This is a genomic window from Pseudomonas sp. UBT (assembly GCF_050915955.1).
In the GTDB taxonomy this organism is placed as follows: domain Bacteria; phylum Pseudomonadota; class Gammaproteobacteria; order Pseudomonadales; family Pseudomonadaceae; genus Aquipseudomonas; species Aquipseudomonas antarctica_A.
Genome location: NZ_CP168079.1, coordinates 3,796,945 through 3,814,294, shown reverse-complemented (window position 1 = coordinate 3,814,294; position 17,350 = coordinate 3,796,945). Strand labels below are relative to the sequence as shown.

17 protein-coding genes are annotated in these 17,350 nt (G+C 61.3%); 10 read left to right on the top strand and 7 right to left on the bottom strand.

Annotated features, from left to right (window positions below; all coding sequences use genetic code 11):
* Window positions 1–262 precede the first annotated feature (262 nt).
* The 5 genes from ACDZ94_RS17590 to ACDZ94_RS17570 all read right to left on the bottom strand — a co-directional run bounded on the left by ACDZ94_RS17590 (window position 263) and on the right by ACDZ94_RS17570 (window position 6,331).
* Window positions 263–2,821: a TonB-dependent receptor gene (locus tag ACDZ94_RS17590; RefSeq protein ID WP_064451258.1), complete on the bottom strand. Its 2,559-nt coding sequence runs from the start codon at window positions 2,819–2,821 to the stop codon at window positions 263–265.
* Between the two features lie 125 nt (window positions 2,822–2,946).
* Window positions 2,947–3,915, bottom strand: coding sequence for a FecR family protein (locus tag ACDZ94_RS17585; RefSeq protein WP_064451259.1), 969 nt, complete (start codon window positions 3,913–3,915; stop codon window positions 2,947–2,949).
* A complete protein-coding gene (locus ACDZ94_RS17580; protein WP_221294169.1) occupies window positions 3,912–4,451 on the bottom strand; it encodes an RNA polymerase sigma factor in 540 nt (179 codons plus the stop codon). The genes ACDZ94_RS17585 and ACDZ94_RS17580 overlap by 4 nt, the downstream gene beginning before the upstream one ends.
* 197 nt (window positions 4,452–4,648) lie before the next feature.
* The gene (locus ACDZ94_RS17575; protein ID WP_221294170.1) at window positions 4,649–5,521 is read right to left on the bottom strand and encodes a dihydrodipicolinate synthase family protein; all 873 of its coding nucleotides are present in this window, start codon (window positions 5,519–5,521) and stop codon (window positions 4,649–4,651) included.
* Between the two features lie 27 nt (window positions 5,522–5,548).
* The gene (locus ACDZ94_RS17570; RefSeq protein ID WP_262667262.1) at window positions 5,549–6,331 is read right to left on the bottom strand and encodes an aldolase; all 783 of its coding nucleotides are present in this window, start codon (window positions 6,329–6,331) and stop codon (window positions 5,549–5,551) included.
* Window positions 6,332–6,490: 159 nt separating this feature from the next.
* Here ACDZ94_RS17570 and ACDZ94_RS17565 point away from each other — a divergent pair, with 159 nt between their 5' ends.
* Entirely contained in the window at window positions 6,491–7,018 is a 528-nt protein-coding gene (locus ACDZ94_RS17565; RefSeq protein WP_262667263.1) for a helix-turn-helix domain-containing protein, read from the top strand.
* Window positions 7,019–7,159: 141 nt separating this feature from the next.
* Here the strand turns inward: ACDZ94_RS17565 and ACDZ94_RS17560 are convergent, their stop codons facing one another.
* Window positions 7,160–8,176, bottom strand: coding sequence for a DUF4917 family protein (locus tag ACDZ94_RS17560; protein ID WP_432750528.1), 1,017 nt, complete (start codon window positions 8,174–8,176; stop codon window positions 7,160–7,162).
* Window positions 8,177–8,299: 123 nt separating this feature from the next.
* Here ACDZ94_RS17560 and yiaY point away from each other — a divergent pair, with 123 nt between their 5' ends.
* From yiaY to ACDZ94_RS17530, 6 genes are all read left to right on the top strand, one after another.
* On the top strand, window positions 8,300–9,448 hold the full coding sequence (gene yiaY, locus ACDZ94_RS17555; protein ID WP_064451265.1) for an L-threonine dehydrogenase: 1,149 nt from the start codon (window positions 8,300–8,302) through the stop codon (window positions 9,446–9,448).
* Between the two features lie 92 nt (window positions 9,449–9,540).
* Complete coding sequence (locus ACDZ94_RS17550; RefSeq protein ID WP_432750527.1) at window positions 9,541–10,215, top strand: NAD(P)H-binding protein; 675 nt, start codon at window positions 9,541–9,543, stop codon at window positions 10,213–10,215.
* Entirely contained in the window at window positions 10,215–11,144 is a 930-nt protein-coding gene (locus tag ACDZ94_RS17545; protein ID WP_432750526.1) for a LysR family transcriptional regulator, read from the top strand. The genes ACDZ94_RS17550 and ACDZ94_RS17545 overlap by 1 nt, the downstream gene beginning before the upstream one ends.
* Before the next feature lie 68 nt (window positions 11,145–11,212).
* Entirely contained in the window at window positions 11,213–12,406 is a 1,194-nt protein-coding gene (locus tag ACDZ94_RS17540) for a CaiB/BaiF CoA transferase family protein (RefSeq protein ID WP_064451268.1), read from the top strand.
* Entirely contained in the window at window positions 12,403–13,344 is a 942-nt protein-coding gene (locus ACDZ94_RS17535; RefSeq protein ID WP_432750525.1) for a hydroxymethylglutaryl-CoA lyase, read from the top strand. Before ACDZ94_RS17540 ends, ACDZ94_RS17535 begins: the two co-directional genes overlap by 4 nt.
* Before the next feature lie 59 nt (window positions 13,345–13,403).
* Window positions 13,404–14,735, top strand: coding sequence for an MFS transporter (locus ACDZ94_RS17530; RefSeq protein WP_432750524.1), 1,332 nt, complete (start codon window positions 13,404–13,406; stop codon window positions 14,733–14,735).
* Here ACDZ94_RS17530 and ACDZ94_RS17525 read toward each other — a convergent pair whose 3' ends face one another.
* The gene (locus tag ACDZ94_RS17525) at window positions 14,736–15,224 is read right to left on the bottom strand and encodes a DMT family transporter (protein ID WP_064451271.1); all 489 of its coding nucleotides are present in this window, start codon (window positions 15,222–15,224) and stop codon (window positions 14,736–14,738) included.
* 77 nt (window positions 15,225–15,301) lie between these two features.
* Here ACDZ94_RS17525 and ACDZ94_RS17520 point away from each other — a divergent pair, with 77 nt between their 5' ends.
* Genes ACDZ94_RS17520 through ACDZ94_RS17510 form a run of 3 tightly spaced genes read left to right on the top strand, consistent with a single transcriptional unit; the run spans window position 15,302 to window position 17,339 of the window.
* Window positions 15,302–16,219: a LysR family transcriptional regulator gene (locus ACDZ94_RS17520; protein ID WP_432751516.1), complete on the top strand. Its 918-nt coding sequence runs from the start codon at window positions 15,302–15,304 to the stop codon at window positions 16,217–16,219.
* A gap of 13 nt (window positions 16,220–16,232) precedes the next feature.
* On the top strand, window positions 16,233–16,643 hold the full coding sequence (gene fos, locus ACDZ94_RS17515; protein ID WP_064451273.1) for a fosfomycin resistance glutathione transferase: 411 nt from the start codon (window positions 16,233–16,235) through the stop codon (window positions 16,641–16,643).
* A 54-nt stretch (window positions 16,644–16,697) separates the two neighbouring features.
* Window positions 16,698–17,339, top strand: a complete 642-nt coding sequence (locus tag ACDZ94_RS17510) for a LysE family translocator (protein ID WP_221294175.1) — start codon at window positions 16,698–16,700, stop codon at window positions 17,337–17,339.
* Window positions 17,340–17,350: the final 11 nt, after the last annotated feature.

The following is a 17,350-nucleotide window of genomic DNA, read 5'->3' as shown; positions in this document are numbered from 1 at the left end:
CGAAATCTGCAGGGCTTCAAGGGAAGCCCATCTAGCCACAACACCTGCCGGTAGCGGGCCTACAGCTGGGTGCGGATTTATCCGTACAGTTTCAATCGCTCTGTTGGCAGTGCCGCCGCCTTAGCAGCCTCGCTGGGGCTCGACAGTTCCCACAGTAGATCGCCAGCGAATGGAGATCCAATGTGGGAGCTGTCGAGCTTCAGCGAGTCTGCGAAGGGATCGCCTCGGTTGTGCTGACCGACCGAGAAATGCACCCCTAACCTCAGAAGAACCGCGTGACGCTGATCTTCGCATCTCGGCCTTTGATGTAGGCGCGGTCGCCGCTCAGGGCCGGGCGGAAGTTGTTGTTGAACAGGTTGTCCACGGTGAAGTTGACCTCGGTACCTTTGAGGTAAGCCTGTTGCGGTTTCCATTTGGCGAACAGGCCTTGGGTGTTGTAGGCCTTGTTGCCGTATTGGTCGTAGAACAGGTCGCCCAAACTGCTGCCGGGGCCGCCGGAATATTTGTTACTCGGCAAGCGATCGGTCGCGCCGATGAACTGGCCCATCCAGCCCACTTGGGCATCCCAGGCTGGAATGTGAGTGCCCAGTACCAGCACCCATTTGGTCGGTGGAATATCACGTGCCGGCACGTCCGGGCCCCATGGGTTGGTGTAGGCGCCTTCATGTTCACCTTTGGCGTAGGCGAACGACACCGAACCGAACAGGTAGGTGGAGTTGTAGAACGATTCGAGCTCAAAGCCCTTGATGGTCAGGCCGCCGATGTTGCGGTAGTTGGGCATCGCCCCCGATGGGCAGGCGCTGGAAATGGTGCCGCCATTGATGGCCTGGTTCTGGCAGCCGACGCCGGTGGCCTTGAAGATTTCGTCTTCGACTTTGTTGTGGAACACGGTGGTGCGCACTTGCAGGTTGTCGTCCTGGGCAAGCACGTTATCGTAGCTGACGACACTGCCCACGGTGATCGACGTGATGCGCTCGGGGTCGAGGTCAACGCTGGTGGCCGTGCGGCTGCCCAGGCCTTGCACTTCGTACTGTTCGTCGATGACCGGTGCGCGCCAGGTTTTGCTCCAGTTGGCGAACAGCCCAAAGTGCGGGGTGACGTTCCAGAACAGCGCCAGGCGCGGTGACCAGCCGGTGTAGGTGCGGTCGCTGTAATCGTGGCCGAAGGACGGATCGGGGTTGTTGTAGTACGGCGCATCGTTGCCTTCGCCGCGGTTGCGCACGTGGTCGTAGCGCAGGGACGGGGTGATGGTCACATCGCCGACGGTCACCGCATCCTGGACAAAGAAGCTGTGGGTATCGACCTTGCCGTGGGGCATGAAACCCGGCTGGAAATGCCCATAGTTATAGCGCGCGGTGTTGTACGTGGCACCAGGCATCCACATCTCGGTTTCGCGGATGTGCCTGCGAATCTGCCCGCCGACGGTCACCGCATGCTGCAACGGCCCGGTGTCGAACAGGCTGACGTTGCGGATGTCGAGGTGCTTGTCGGTGTAGGCGGTGTCCATCTTGCGCCCGCCGGTGGCCAGTTGGAAAAACGCGCTGGCGTCGCGCTCGTCGGTCTGGTCGGTGTTGGACTGCGAATATTTGACGGTCAGGTCCACCAGCGGATTATCCAGCGGCGTGTATTCATACTTGCCCGACCAGGTGGTGTCGACAGTGTCGCGGTGGGCTAAAAAACGCTTCAACGCACCTTCGTAGCCGTAGCGGTCGATGTTGGCCTGGGTCGGCGGCGTCGGGTAGCTGGCGGCGGAGAAGGGCGTCCAGCGATTGCTGTGGGAACGCGAGTAGGACAGGCCAACGCTGTGCTCATCGGTGAAGTGCGCGTTGACCTTGAACAGCTTGCCGTCCACATCCTGGGCACTGTTGGGCAAGCGCTGCGGGTTGACCGGGTACTCGTTGTTGTCGTTGGGCAACTTGGCGGCCACCTTCATATCACCCCCGTCGCGCTGGGTCAGGTAGGCCAGCGCGTCAAAACGGCCGTCGTCGGTGCGGCCATACACGGCACTGCTGTAGACCTGTTCGTGGTCGTTGCTGGAGTAACCGTATTTGAGCATTGCGCCGCTGTTGCGACCGTCCTGGAGCAGGTCCGGGGCGTCCTTGGTGGTCATGTTGACCGTGCCGCCAAAACCGCCGTTGCCGGTGAACGGCGAGTTGGGGCCTTTCTCGACCTCGATGCTTTTGATCAACTCCGGCTCGATAAACACGGTGCCTTGCTGGTAGCGCTCGAAGCCGCTCTTGGTGGCGCCGTCGACGGTCAGCGGCACGTCTTCGGCATCGCCTAAACCGCGGATGTTGATGGTCTGGCCGCCGGGTTTCAGCGAGCCGCCCTGGCTCACGCCGGGCAAGGTCTGCAACAGGCTGGGGATGTTGTTGGACTGGTAGCGGTCGATGTCGGCCTGGGTCAGGGTGGAGCGGTTGACGGTGCTGGCGTCGACTTCGTTACCCGTGCCTATCACGCTGAGGGCGTCGAGCTGGATCGCGCCGCTGTGGGTGGTCTTGCCTACGTCGGGGCGCACGACGTAAGTGGTTCCGACCCTGATCAGGGTGAATTCGCCGTTTTTCAGCAAGGTGCGAATCGCCACTTCCGGGGTGAACTCACCATTGAGCGCCGGCGCCTGCACGTTCTTGAGCAATGTTTCATCGAACAGCAGCTGGATTTTCGCCTGCTGCGCCACTTGGCTCAACGAGGTGGCCAGAGACTGGGCGGGCAGTTGCAGCTTGAACGTCTCGGCCTGGGCACTGAGGCTGAACGCCATGCAGGTAGCAATCAGGGACGGTCGAAGAAACAGGTGCGAAGCGTGGCAAGGCGCGCGAAACATGGAATCCCCCGGGGTGGCTAAATAGCCAAAAAGGTGTGCGTATCAAACACAGTCGGGAGGAAGACGGCGCAGGCAAAAAATTCCACACCTGCGAATGCAAAATATTCTCAAATGGAGGGCGAGCCTTACTTGATCGGTTCGATTCTCACGATGCCATCGGCCGACGCCACGGTTTTTACCGGGAGCAGGGCAGGCAGGGCATTGAGCAGGGCGTCCGGGTCATTCACATCCAGATTGCCCGAGAGCTTCAGTTGCGCCACGGCTTTGCTGACCTGCAACGGTGCCTGGGGCCGGTAGAGGCTCAGCTCATCAATGAGGCTGGCCAGGTCGCGATTGCGAAAGGACAGGTGCCCGCTGCGCCAATCGGCGACGTCTTCGCCCGTGAGGGTTTGCTGTTGAACAGTGCCTTTGGCGTAGCTGTAAGTTGCGCGTTGCTGCGCGCCGAGCAAGGTGACGGGGCTTTTGGCGTCCGCCGCGAAGGCGACCTGGCCATGGGCGACGCTGACCACCAGTTGTTGCTGGCTGCGCCGCACATCAAACCCGGTGCCGACCACCCGCACGTTCGCCTCGCCGGCCTGCACGTACAGCGGCCGCTCCTTGTCGGCAGCGACCTCGATGTACAGCTGGCCCTTGTCCAGATGAAGGATGCGTTGATGGGCGCTGAAATCTACCCGCAGATGGGTGTTGGCATTCACATACAGCGTGCTGCCATCGGGCAGGTTGAGCGTGCGCATGCCTTTGGCATGCCCGGCGATTTGGCTGTGGTAGAGCTCGCGAGGCGCGCCGATGTGCGTGGTCAGCACTGTGCAGACCAGCGCGGCCGCCACGGCCAGGGCGGGGCGCCAGAACGAGGGTTTACGCGTGGGCAGTGGCACGGGTTGGTTCAGTTGCTGCAACTGGGCGAGGTCGGCCCACAGTTGCTCGAATTCGGCATAGGCGCGTGCATGGGCGGGCTCAGCCTGCCAGGCGGCAAAGGCTTTGCGGTCGGCACGCCCCGCGTCATTGCGGTTGCGCGCGAACCAGCTGGCGGCTTGGGCGTCAATGGAGTCGCTCGCTTCGATGTCCAGGGCGTCGATGTCGCTCAAGCGGTTCATTCTGGCTGCTCCGTGCCGGGGTCAATGTGAAGACGTCGCTTGCAATGCAGCAGGGCAAAAGCGATGTGCTTTTCCACCATGCTGGTCGAAATGCCCATGCGCTCGGCGATCTGCGCCTGGCTCAGGCCTTCGAAGCGGTGCAGCATAAGGGCTTCTCGCCTGCGGGGCGAGAGTTCGGCGAGGACTTCTTTCAACTGTTCCAGGCGTTGCAGGCGCTGCGCGGCGGCCATCGGGTCATTTTGCTCGTCGGTGACCGGCTCGGCGTCCCTGTCGGCCGGCTCAGCGTGGGCGGTCTGCCGTACCTTCTGTTTACGCCAGTGATCGCGCAGCAGGTTGCGCGCCATCTGGAACAGAAACGCCCGTGGCTGCTCGACCTTCGCGCGGTCGCGGTAGTCCAGCCACTGGGTAAAGACATCCTGGGTCATGTCCGCCGCGTCGCTGGCGTTGTCCGTGCGCTTGCGCAGGAAATACAGAATATCTGCATAAAACCCGCGAAAGGCATCGGCCGACAACGGGTCGGGCTTGGGACGAGACATGGCTATCCTTCTTGACGAAGCACGACGTAGAAAAGCCATGAATGATATCGAGAACTATTGTCATTTGTCGCTGTGTAATGAATGAACTCGGTCAAAATGTGGGAGCTGGCTTGCCTGCGATGCAGGCACCTCGATTTGTCAGCTAAACCGAGGAGATGCTATCGCAGGCAAGCCAGCTCCCACAGGAGGCCACGGCTCTATCGCAGTAATGTCCTTAGCTGCTCGACCCCCGCTTCACCCAATGGGAACACCGGCAACCTTGGATCACCCGCTTCCAACCCGGTCAAACGCAACCCAGCCTTGATCGTCGCCGGCAAACCTCCCTTGAGGATGAATTCCAGCAGCGGTAACTGGCGATAGAACAGGGCCCGCGCCTTGGTCAGATCATTGGCCAACACCGCCTCGTACAACGCCAGGTTGAGCTGCGCGATCAGGTTCGGCGCCGCCGTGCACCAACCCTTGGCACCTGCCGCGAAAGCTTCCAGCGCCAGCGGGTTGCAGCCGTTGTAAAACGGTACGTCGCTGTGGCGATGCAACTGGTGCATGCGCTGAATATCCCCGGTGCTCTCCTTGACCATGGTCACGTTTTCGACCTGCTTGATGATGCGCAGAATCAACTCCACCGACATGTCTGTGCCGCTGGTAGCCGGGTTGTTGTAGAGCATGATCGGCACGCCGACGCTGTCGCCAATCGCGGCATAGTGGGCGAGGATTTCTGCTTCGCTGAGTTTCCAGTACGAGGCCGGCAGTACCATCACCACGTCGGCGCCATTGGCCTCGGCATAACGGGCCCGACGCACGGCCTTGGCGGTGGTCAGGTCGGACACACTGACGATAGTCGGTACGCGCCTGGCGATTTTCGCGAGGCTGTAGGCACTGACTTCATCCCACTCGGCGTCGCTCAGGTAGGCGCCCTCGCCGGTACTGCCCAAGGGCGCGATGGCGTGCACGCCACTGTCGATCAAACGGTCGATGGAGCGGCCCAGGGCGTCGAGGTCAATGCGTTGACCGTCGGCGCTGAACGGCGTGATGGTGTAGCCGATGATGCCGTGAATAGTGGGTGTGGACATGGGAAGTCTCCAGTCGAAAAAGGGCAATCAGTTCAAGCAGTCGGCGTGTTGGCGCAGGCTCTGCCGGGCGTAGTAATTGAACGCGGCGCCGTGGCGCTTGGGCTTGGAGATCCAGTCATGGGCCTCGCGCCCCAGCGCCGGCAGGATCGGCTTGATCGTGCCCGCCGCCATCGCCAGCAACTGCAACTTGGCCGCGCGCTCGATCAACTGCGCGATCACACAGGCTTCTTCGATGCTCGCCCCGGTGGACAGTTGGCCGTGATGCGAGAGCAAAATCGCGCGTTTGTCGCCGAGCGCCGTGGTGATGATTTCCCCTTCTTCATTACCCACCGGCACCCCCGGCCAGGCTTCCAAAAAAGCGCAGTCTTCGTACAGCGGGCAGAGGTCCATGTGCGACACCTGCAGCGGTACTTCCAACATCGACAGCGCGGCAATATGAGTGGGGTGCGTATGGATGATGCAGTTCACATCCGGCCGCCCACGGTACACCCAGGTGTGAAAGCGGTTGGCCGGGTTGGGAATGCCGTGGCCTTCCAAAACTTCCAGGTCCTCATTGACCAGCAATAGGTTGCTGGCGGTGATTTCGTCAAAACCCAGGCCCAGTTGCTGGGTGTAATAAGTGCCGGGCGTGGGGCCACGTGCGGTGATCTGCCCGGCCAGGCCGGAGTCGTGGCCGTGTTCGAACAGAATGCGGCACGTGAGCGCCAGCTTTTGCCGGTCGGTCCACGTATTATCCGCCAGGGAATTTTGCATCTGGATCAGCGCTTGCTTGACCAGTTGGTCTTTTGAGAGTGCTAATGTCTTGGCCATATCGTTGTCCTTTGGGTGGTTCAATGGACGTCGGATTTGCGGGTCTCCAGCGCGAGCAAGGCTGTTGGGTGAACGCAAATGACACTAAAGATGCTATATGACACTTTGTGTCATTGGCAAGCGCAGCTCTCGCTTTTCTGCATGGATTAACCGCATCAAATGTCTATCCGTTTGAAATTATTGAGAAAAAAACTTGGCGTAACTTTGGAGTCCTTGGCTGAAAAGTCCGGGATGACCAAGAGCTACCTGTCGAAAGTCGAGCGCGGGCTCAATACGCCGTCGATTGCCGCCGCGCTGAAACTGGCCAAGGCCTTGAACGTGAAGGTCGAAGAACTGTTCAGCGAAGACAGCGTCAGCCTCGACAGCTACAGCCTGGTGCGTAGCCATGAGCGGCCGGACACTGCGCCGGGTTATGCGGTGCTCGCGCATCAGGTCAGTGAGCGCAGCCTGCTGCCGTTCATCATCTACCCGCCGGCTGAGTTCACCGACAAGACCTTCAAGGAGCATCTGGGGGAGGAATTTTTATTTGTGCATGAAGGCCAGGTGGAAGTGGATTTCATGAACGAGCGGGTGATTCTGGAGCGGGGTGACGCGCTGCACTTCAACGCGCAAAAGCCCCACCGGCTTCGCTCGGTAGGGGAGGTGCAGGCGCAGTTGTTGGTCGTGGTGCACAGTGCTGAAGAATGACTGCGATCACTAGTTGAAATGCAGTCAATGTGGGAGCTGGCTTGCCTGCGATAGCGGTCTGCCAGTTGACACACGGTTTGCTGACCCACCGCTATCGCAGGCAAGCCAGCTCCCACAGTTGACCTTCTTTGTTGCAGGTGATCAGCGCTCGACCGGCACCGAGAGCGCCGAATTACCCAACGGATGTGTCCGTGCCGCAAAAAACTTCAGCGCCACACCGCTGCCCTCGAACAACGCCGAATACCGGCGCTTCTGCTGACGAATAAACCCGTCGCTGCGCCCCGATACCGAAATCGCCAGCGTGGTCAGCCTGGCCTGGCGAAGCGCATCCACCAGGTGTTTATCCTGCGGCCCCAAATCATGGCCGAAGATGCACAGTGCGCCCTCATGGTTGAGCAACTGCTCATAACAGAACGACAGATAGTCCGAGCTGCGGATGGTCTTGAGCTTCTCTTCCACCTTGCCTTCGCTGACAAACAGCGGCACATCGTCCAGGGTCTTGATCGTATTGTTGATCGCAAAACTGCTGAGCAAGGTGCTGTCGGTGGAGGGCAATTTGCGCGCCGTACCGTCGAGGTTGCGCACCAGGTGCAGGCCGCCGTGCAGGTAGAGGATGCGCGTGGCCTCGGTGTGAGTGTTGCGCAGGTCGAAGCTGGCGTCGGCGCTGCGGAACAGGTCATCAATGCCCGGGGTGTGCAGGATCGCCCAGTAGTTGAGCAGGTCGTAGTTACTGGTGAACACGGTGGCGTAGTTGGCCAGTTCCGCGTTGATCGTCGCCAGGGTCGAGGGCTGCACCAGGCGCCATGGAATGTGCACGGCGTGGATGGTGTTGATCAACGCTTCCTTGATCGCATAGTAGCGATTGCGCGGCGCGGCTGAGCTGACCGCCAGTGCTTTGTTGACCCGGCTGGTGGTTTTCAGTGCGCCCAGTGCTTGTTCGAAACTGCGGGTTTGCAGGGCGTCAAACACACTCAGCTCGGATTGGCTCAGGGGTTTTTCTTCGACGGTGCGCGCGTTTTCGAACAGCGAGTCGTAGGCAAAGTCTTCCCAAATCGCCCGGCTGGCGCCGTTGCCGATCAGAATCCCATTGAAGTCCACGCTGCTGCGCAGCGCGCTCCAGTCTTCAAGGTGGGCGTCAATATCCTGGAAATCCATCATTGCGGCGGGTCTACTCGAAATCGGCTGGGTGGTGACTTTATCACGAGCCGGAGTTGATCTTGGTCAAGATGCCGCAGGCGAGTCAGGTTGATCCTGTTGGCATAACGCCTCTGAGGATTCGCCATGAGCAGCACCTTTTTCATACCCGCCGTCAACATCATGGGCACCGACTGCCTCGACGAAGCCATGACCGCCATCCGCAACTACGGCTTTCGCAAGGCGCTGATCGTCACCGACGCGGGTCTCGCCAAGGCCGGCGTGGCCAGCATGATCGCCGAGAAGCTGGCGATGCAGGATATCGACTCGGTGATTTACGACGGCGCCAAAGCTAACCCCAATGTGGAGAACGTCGAGAAAGGCCTGGTGTTGCTGGAAGCAAATGCCTGTGATTTCGTCGTGTCGCTGGGCGGCGGTTCGCCCCATGACTGCGCCAAGGGGATCGCGCTGTGCGCCACCAATGGCGGGCATATCGGCGACTACGAAGGTGTCGATCAGTCCAGTAAGCCGCAACTGCCACTGGTGGCCATCAACACCACCGCCGGCACCGCCAGCGAGATGACCCGCTTCTGCATCATCACCGACGAAACCCGCCACGTGAAAATGGCCATCGTCGACCGCAACGTCACGCCACTGCTGTCGGTCAACGACCCGGCGCTGATGGTCGGCATGCCCAAGGGCCTCACCGCCGCCACCGGCATGGACGCCTTGACCCATGCCATCGAAGCCTACGTGTCCACCGCTGCCACGCCGATCACCGACGCCTGCGCGATCAAGGCCATCGAACTGATCAGCGCCAACCTGCGCCTGGCGGTGCACGATGGCACCGACAAGGCTGCACGGGAAAACATGGCCTATGCGCAATTTCTTGCCGGGATGGCGTTCAACAATGCCTCCCTGGGTTTTGTGCACGCCATGGCCCACCAACTCGGCGGCCTGTACGACTTGCCCCACGGCGTGTGCAACGCGGTGCTGCTGCCGCATGTACAAAGCTTCAACGCCAGTGTCAGCGCCGAACGCTTGAGCGACGTGGCGCGTGCATTGGGCGCCGATATCAAGGGCATTACTCCGGAAGAGGGCGCCCAGGCGGCTATCGCCGCCATTCGCACGTTGGCCCAGGATGTCGAGATTCCGGCCGGGCTGCGCGAGCTGGGCGCCAAGCTGCAGGACATTCCGCTGCTGGCGACCAATGCGTTGAAGGATGCCTGTGGCCTGACCAACCCACGGCGGGCCGATCAGCGTCAGATTGAGGAGATCTTTCGCAGCGCGTTCTAAAAGGAGCAGTCGCATGCTGCAAGCGTTAAGCTACGAGCTGAACTGCATTCAACTTGAGCATGAAGCTTGCGGCTTGCCGCTGAGGTCCCCCAATGAGAGTTCTCCTATTCGGCGCCACCGGCATGGTCGGCCAAGGCGTGCTGCGCGAGTGCCTGCTGGCGGCTGACGTCCAGGAAGTCGTCGCCGTCGGCCGCACCCCGTTGACCCAGGAGCACGGCAAGCTGCACCAGGTGTTGCACAGCGATATGCTGGATTTCCAGCCCCTGGAAAACTTGCTGCAAGGGTTTGACGCGTGCTTTTTTTGCCTCGGCGTTTCGTCGGCAGGCATGAATGAAACCCGGTACACCCACCTCACTTATGACCTGACGCTGGTCGCCGCCAGTACCCTGGCGCGGCTCAACCCGCAAATGACGTTTATCTACGTGTCCGGTGCCGGCACCGACAGCTCCGAGGCAGGCAAGTTGATGTGGGCGCGTATCAAAGGCAAGACAGAAAACGCCTTGCTGCGCCTGCCGTTCAAGGCGGTGTACCTGTTTCGGCCGGGGGTTATCCAGCCCTTGCATGGCGTGCGCTCGAAGACGCCGTTGTACCAAGCCTTCTATACCGTGCTCGGGCCGTTGCTCTCGTTTGTGCGTCGCGCCAAGCCAGGCTGGGTGGTAAGCACCGAGACCGTCGGCCAGGCCATGTTGGCGGCGGTGCGCCACGGTGCGCCGCATGCAGTGGTGGAACAGGCGCAGATCAATCGCTTGGCCTCCGAGCGTCGCTGATGTTGCACAAGAGCCTGGTGCGTCGCCTGGACCTGATCACCTTGCAACTGTTCGTTGCGGTGTTCGAAGAAGGCACGCTGACCCGCGCGGCTGCCCGTGAAGCCATTGCGGTCTCGGCGGCGAGCAAGCGCCTGATGGAGTTGGAACAGGTACTGGGCGTGAGTTTGTTTGTGCGTCGCGCCAAGGGGATGGACCTGACCGCTGCGGGCGAAACCCTGTTGCACCATGCGCGGCAGATGCTGTTCAACGTCGAAAAAATGGGCCTGGAACTGGGTGAACATAGCCACGGTGTGCGCGGTTATGTGCGGATGCTGGCGAATCTGTCGGCGATCATTCAGTTCCTTCCGGAGGACCTGCGCGATTTTTCCGCACGGCACTCCGAAGTGAAAACCGACCTGGAAGAGCGCCCCAGCAATGGCGTGGTGCAAGGCGTGCTGGATGGGGTCGCGGACCTGGGGATTTGCTCCAGTGACACCGACACCAAAGGCCTGCCCAGCGTGATTTATCGCCACGACAAACTGGTGGTGCTGATGCCGGCGGATCATCCGTTGGCCACACGCCAGACCTTGGCATTCGCTGAAACCCTCGACAGCGATTACGTCGGCCTGCATGCCGCCAGCTCCATCAATATGCGCACCCACGCCGCCGCACGCGAGGCGGGCAAGATGCTGCGCCTGCGCATCCATGTGCCGGGGTTTGATGCGATGTGCCGGATGGTCCAGGCGAATATGGGCATCGGCATCCTCCCGCAAAAGGCCTATGAACTGTTTGGTCGTGCGTTGGGGTTGCACGCCGTGCCGCTGACGGATACCTGGTCGGATCGCCGCTTGATCGTGGTGGTGCGCGATGAGGCGCAGTTGTCGCCGGTCAGTCGGTTACTGTTCGATTATCTGAGTGTTCGTGTTTCGCGAACGCTCCTTGCCAACTGACGGTTGGATTTATCGTCCCCTTGTCCTCTAGCCTTGGTCGCACATTCCAAGAATAAGAGGCACACCCCATGACGGCTCCGTTGAGCGGTATCAAGGTGATCGAGATCGGCACCCTGATTGCCGCGCCGTTCGCCGCCCGGCTGATGGCCGAGTTTGGCGCCGAAGTGATCAAGATCGAAGCCATGGGCCAGGGCGACCCGCTTCGCAAATGGCGAAAGCTGCACGAAGGCACGTCGCTGTGGTGGTACCTGCAATCGCGCAACAAGAAGTCCCTGGCGCTGGACCTCAAGTCCCCTGAAGGCCTGGGCTTGATCAAGCAACTGCTCGGTGACGCCGACGTGCTGATCGAAAACCTGCGCCCCGGCGGCCTGGAAAAGCTCGGCCTGGGCTGGGACGTGTTGCACGCCCTCAACCCCAAGCTGACCCTGGTGCGTATCTCCGGCTACGGCCAGACGGGCCCTTATCGCGACCGCCCGGGCTTTGGTGCCATCGGCGAGGCGATGGGCGGCATCCGCTACACCACCGGCAACCCGGATTCGCCTCCGGCGCGGGTGGGTGTGAGCCTGGGCGATTCCCTCGCGTCACTGCACGGTGTGATTGGCGCGTTGATGTCGCTGCTGCGGGTCAAGACCGGGCAGGGCGACGGGCAGATTGTCGATGTGTCGCTGGCCGAAAGTGTGTTCAACCTGATGGAAAGCCTGGTGCCCGAATACGACATGCTCGGCCATGTGCGTGAGCGCAGCGGCGGCGCCTTGCCCGGCATTGCGCCGTCCAATACCTACCTGACCGCCGACGGCGCATATGTGGTAATCGCCGGTAACAGCGACCCGATCTACAAGCGCCTGATGCATACCATTGGCCGCGCCGACCTGGCCGAAGCGCCCGAATTCGCCCACAACGATGGTCGCGCAGCCAAAAGTGGCTTGCTCGATGCGGCAATCACCCACTGGACCAGCAGCCAGCCCATCGACCAGGTGCTCAGTGCCTTGCAAGCCGCTGAAGTGCCGGCCGGGCGTATCTATTCAGTGGCTGATATCGTCAGCGACCCGCACTACCAGGCGCGCGACATGCTGCTCAATGCCGAACTGCCCGGTGGCGTTTCAGTGAAGATGCCCGGCATTGTGCCCAAGCTTTCCGAAACCCCTGGCGCCGTGAACTGGCAGGGCCCGACGCTTGGCCAGCACACTGACGACATCCTCGCTGGCCTCGGCCTGACAGACGCTGATATCCAACGCCTGAAAACCTCGGGAGTGGTGCAATGATCACGGACTATTGCGACCCGCTGATCGTGCAGGAAGTGTCCCCGCGCGATGGCTTGCAAATCGAGCCCACCTGGGTCGAGACGGCCGACAAGATTGCGTTGATCGACCAGCTGTCCCTGGCCGGTTTTTCGCGGATCGAAGCCGGTTCGTTTGTCTCGCCCAAGGCCATTCCCGCCTTGCGCGATGGTGAGCAAGTGTTCCAGGGCATCCACCGGCGCCCCAGCGTTATCTATGTCGCGCTGATCCCCAACCTCAAAGGCGCGCAGCGCGCCATTGAGTCGCGGGCCGATGAGCTGAACCTGGTGATGTCCGCCAGCCAGACCCACAACCTGGCGAATATGCGCATGCGCTGCGAGGCCTCGTTGGCGGCATTTGAAGACATTGTCAGCTTTGCTGCCGACTACCCGGTGCATCTCAATGGCAGCATCGCCACCACCTTCGGTTGCCCGTTCGAAGGCAGGATTGATGAAGACCGTGTGCTGCAAATCGTCGATGCCTACCTTGCGTTGGGCATCCAGGGCATCACCCTGGCCGACACCACGGGCATGGCCAATCCGCGACAGGTAGAACGCCTGGTCAAGCGCGTGTTGCAGCGCGTCCCCGCCAGCGACTTGACCCTGCATTTTCACAACACCCGCGGCTTGGGTTTGTGCAATGTGCTGGCGGCTTACGAAGCCGGCGCCCGCCGTTTTGATGCGGCCCTGGGCGGCCTCGGCGGCTGCCCGTTTGCGCCGGGTGCGTCAGGCAATATCTGCACCGAAGACCTGGTCAACCTGTGCGAGGAGGTGGGGATTCACACCGGCATCGACCTGCCGCACTTGTTGCATATGTCCCGCCGCTTGCCGGCCCTGCTCGGCCATGAGCTGCCCGGCCAGGTGGCCAAGGCGGGGCGCAATTGCGACCTGCATTCACCACTCGCTTACATCGCCACGCTGTAACGCCGCACCAGACAACAAAAACAATCGGGCGCCTTTGAGCAGCCCGCTGGAGAGAAAGCATGAGCACTAATACGTTAGAGGCAGGCGTGCGCCCGGCCGCGGAAATCGATGCCGAAAAAGCCCTGGTCAGCAAGGTCGCCTGGCGCCTGATGCCGCTGATCATGGTGTGTTACCTGTTCGCGTTTTTTGACCGCATCAACATCAGCTTCGCCAAGTTCCAGTTGCAAACCGACCTGAGCCTGAGTGACACCGCTTACGGCCTGGGCGCCGGGTTGTTTGTGGTGGGCTATGTGATTTTCGAAGTGCCGAGCAACATGATGCTGTACAAGGTCGGCGCCCGCCGCTGGATCGCGCGGATCATGATGTCGTGGGGCCTGGCCACGGCGGCCATGGTGTTTGTCACTGCCGAATGGCAGTTCTACGGCCTGCGCTTCATCATCGGTGCGATGGAAGCGGGGTTTGCGCCGGGCGTGCTGTATTACCTGACGTTGTGGTTCCCGCAGCACTTTCGCGGGCGCATCACCTCGTTGCTGTTCCTGGCTTCGGCGTTCGCAGGATTGGTCGGCGCGCCTTTCTCGGGGCTGGTCTTGGAACATCTCGACGGCGTGCTACAGATGCGCGGCTGGCACTGGTTGTTCCTGCTCGGCGGCTTGCCCTGCATCGGCCTGGGTTTTCTGGTGCTGACGTTGCTCAAGGACCGGATTGAAGACGCCCACTGGCTGAGCTCGGCAGAGAAGACGTTGCTGTCCAGCCGTATCGCCCAGCATGAGCCGAACCCGCACGGTGGTTCACTGCTGTCGGCGATCCGCATTCCTGGGTTCCTGATGCTCGGGTTTATCTACTTCCTGATCCAGGTGGCGTCCTATGGCCTCAACTTCTGGGCACCGCAACTGATCCGCAGCGCGGGCACCCAGAGCCCGGTGATGATTGGCCTGCTCACGGCGATTCCGTATGTGTGCGGGGCAATCAGCATGGTGGTGGTCGGGCGGTTGTCGGACGCCACGGGCGAGCGCCGCAAGTTTGTCTGCGGCTTGGTGGTGCTCGGTGCGATTGGCTTTTTCAGTGCCGGGATCTTTGCCGACCACACCACCTTCCTGATCATCGCCCTGGGCATGTTGGGCGCCGGCATTATCGCCTCGATCCCGACGTTCTGGACCCTGCCCCCCAAGCTACTGGCCGGCGCCGGTGCCGGTGCGGCCGGAGGCATTGCGGTGATCAACACCCTGGGCCAGTTCGGCGGCATCGTCAGCCCGGTGATGGTGGGGCGGATCAAGGACCTCACCGGCAGCACCACCCCGGCGCTGTATATGATCGGCGTGTGCGCACTGTTGGCGGCGGCGCTGCTGCTGTGGGGCTTGCCGCAAAAGCTGCGCACGTTGGATCGGGGTTGATCAGCCCGCCGTTGCCAATGCCCGGGCGGGCGTGCTGCTGAATTGAATCAACGCCACCCCGCCCATCAACAACAACGCCCCCAGCACACGGGGCGTTGTGAGTTGGCGCTCGACCAGGCCGAACAGGCCAAAGTGATCGAGCAGCAGCGAGGCGAGAATCTGACCGGCCATGGCCAGTGCAATAAACCCCGACGCGCCCAACTTGGGCAGCAACATCAACGCCAGGGAAATAAAGCACACGCCAAATGCGCCACCGGCCCACATCCACAGCGGTGCCTTGCTGATAAAGCTCAGGCTCGGCAGCGGTAAACGCAGGGCCAGCATCACCGGCAGCAACACGATTATGCTCACCAGCAGGGACGCCAACGTGGCCCACAACGGGTGACCGAGGCCGCGCCCGAGGTTGGCATTGATCGCACTTTGAAACGGCACCACCGCTCCCGCAATCACCGCCAGCGCCAACAAACCTACCCAATGCAACGTCGTCATTTCGAATCTCCCAGAGGTTTTTCTGGACTCTAGGCTATTCGTCGCGCAAATTTAAATTCAAAGTTCTTATGCCGAGCATGCATCTGATGAATGATCTTCGCCGCATCGACCTTAACCTGTTGGTGATTCTGGATGCCTTGCTCAGCGAGCAACACGTCACCCGCGCTGCCGAGCGTTTGCACCTGAGCCAGCCGGCGGTCAGCCACGCGTTGGCCCGACTGCGAGACGTGTTGAGTGACCCATTGCTGGTACGCCAGGGCGGCACGCTGGTGCCGACGGCGCGTGCCCTGGAATTGGCGACGCCGTTGGCCGAAGCCTTGGCCCAGGTGCAGGTACTGTTGGCGCCGAATCGCTTTGACCCGGCGTCAGCCAAACGCAGGTTTCGCGTGGCGATGTCGGACTACAGCGCGGCCATTTTTCTGCCTGATCTGGTGCGCACGTTGCGCCGTGAAGCCCCCGGCATCGACCTGCAAATTATCCAGGCCAGCCGTGAAGGGATGGTGGACGGCGTGCTCAATGGCGATATCGACCTGGCTGCCGGCGTCTTCCCCGATATGCCCGCCGAACTGCGCACCACGCCTTTGTTCGAGGAGCATTACACCTGCCTGGTGGACCGCCACAGCCTGGCGCAAAGTGGCACGCTCGACCTGCCCACCTACCTGTCGCGCCCGCATGTGCTGCTGGAAATGCGTGGCAGTGGTACCCCGGAAATCGAGCGCGCGTTGACGGCCATTCGTGAGCGGCGGCATGTGGCGATCAGCCTGCCGCACTGGGGCGTGGCGCCGCAGTTGATCCAGGGCACGGACCTGATTCTGACCGTCTCATCCAGGGGCTTGCTCAACATTGATCAGCAGCAGCTGTTGGCCGTGCCGCCGCCGTTTCATATTCCCTCGTTTGCCTTTGAACTGGCGTGGCATGCGCGCCGGGGTGGGGATTCGGGTTTGCAGTGGTTGATTGGGCAGGTGCAGGGTGTATTGTCCGAAGGCCTCCAATAACAGGAACAACACCATGCTCTCAGGCCTCAACCACCTGACCCTTGCCGTGACCGATTTGAACCGCAGCGTCAGCTTCTACCATGAGCTGTTGCAGCTTCAGCTCGACGCCACCTGGGACAACGGCGCCTACCTCTCGTTGCCCGGTCTGTGGCTGTGTTTGTCGCTTGATCCATCGCGCCTGTCGGCACCCGCGGCTGAATACACTCACTACGCGTTCACGGCGGATGCCGGTGATTTCAGCGCACTGGTGGCGCGCCTGCGAGCCGGCGGTGTGCAGGAGTGGCGCGACAACCGCAGTGAAGGTGCCTCGTTCTATTTTCTCGACCCCGATGGGCACAAGCTTGAGGCCCATGTCGGTGACTTGGCGTCGCGTCTGCAAGCCTGTCGTGTCAAGCCTTACGCAGGTATGAAGTTTTACCCGTAGCACCAGAACGTGCAGAATCCCTGCACCTCTAAACCGTCTGTCAGAGTCGCGCCCATGACCCCATCCTTGCTGCTCGCCGTCCTCGCTTCGGGTTTTATCTACGGCATTACGCCTGGCCCGGGGGTACTGGCCGTGTTCGGTATCGGTGCTGCGCGCGGCCGTCGCGCCGGGGCGGGTTTCCTGTGCGGGCATTTGCTCGGGGATGTGGTGTGGTGCAGTACGGCGCTGATCGCCATTGTTGGCGCACGGGAAGTCGGTAGCAGTGCATTTGATGTGTTGGGTGTGCTCAGTGGGTTGTATCTGTTCTGGCTCGGCTGGCGCGCCATTCGCACTCAACGGCGTAGCAGTGATGCCCCTCAGGGCGCTGCGCGGCATCCGTTTTGGCACGGCATTTTGTTTGGCTTGACCAACCCGAAGGCCTACCCGGTGGCGGTGGCGACTTTCACTGCATTGCTGTCCAGCCGCGCCGAGCTGCTGACCTGGGCAATGCTGCCGTCCTTGATCTTCCTGAGCTTTGTCGGTGGTCTGCTGGCTTACGCGATTCTGATCGCTGTGGTCGGGGCTCAGCGCGTACGTACGGTGTATCAGCGCCATGAAATCCTGATCACCAAGCTCTGCGGCGTGATGTTTATCGGCTTCGCCATTAACGCGCTAGCGCACGCATTACCGGGCCTGTTTGGCAGCAAACCGGCGTGAGGCAACGACGA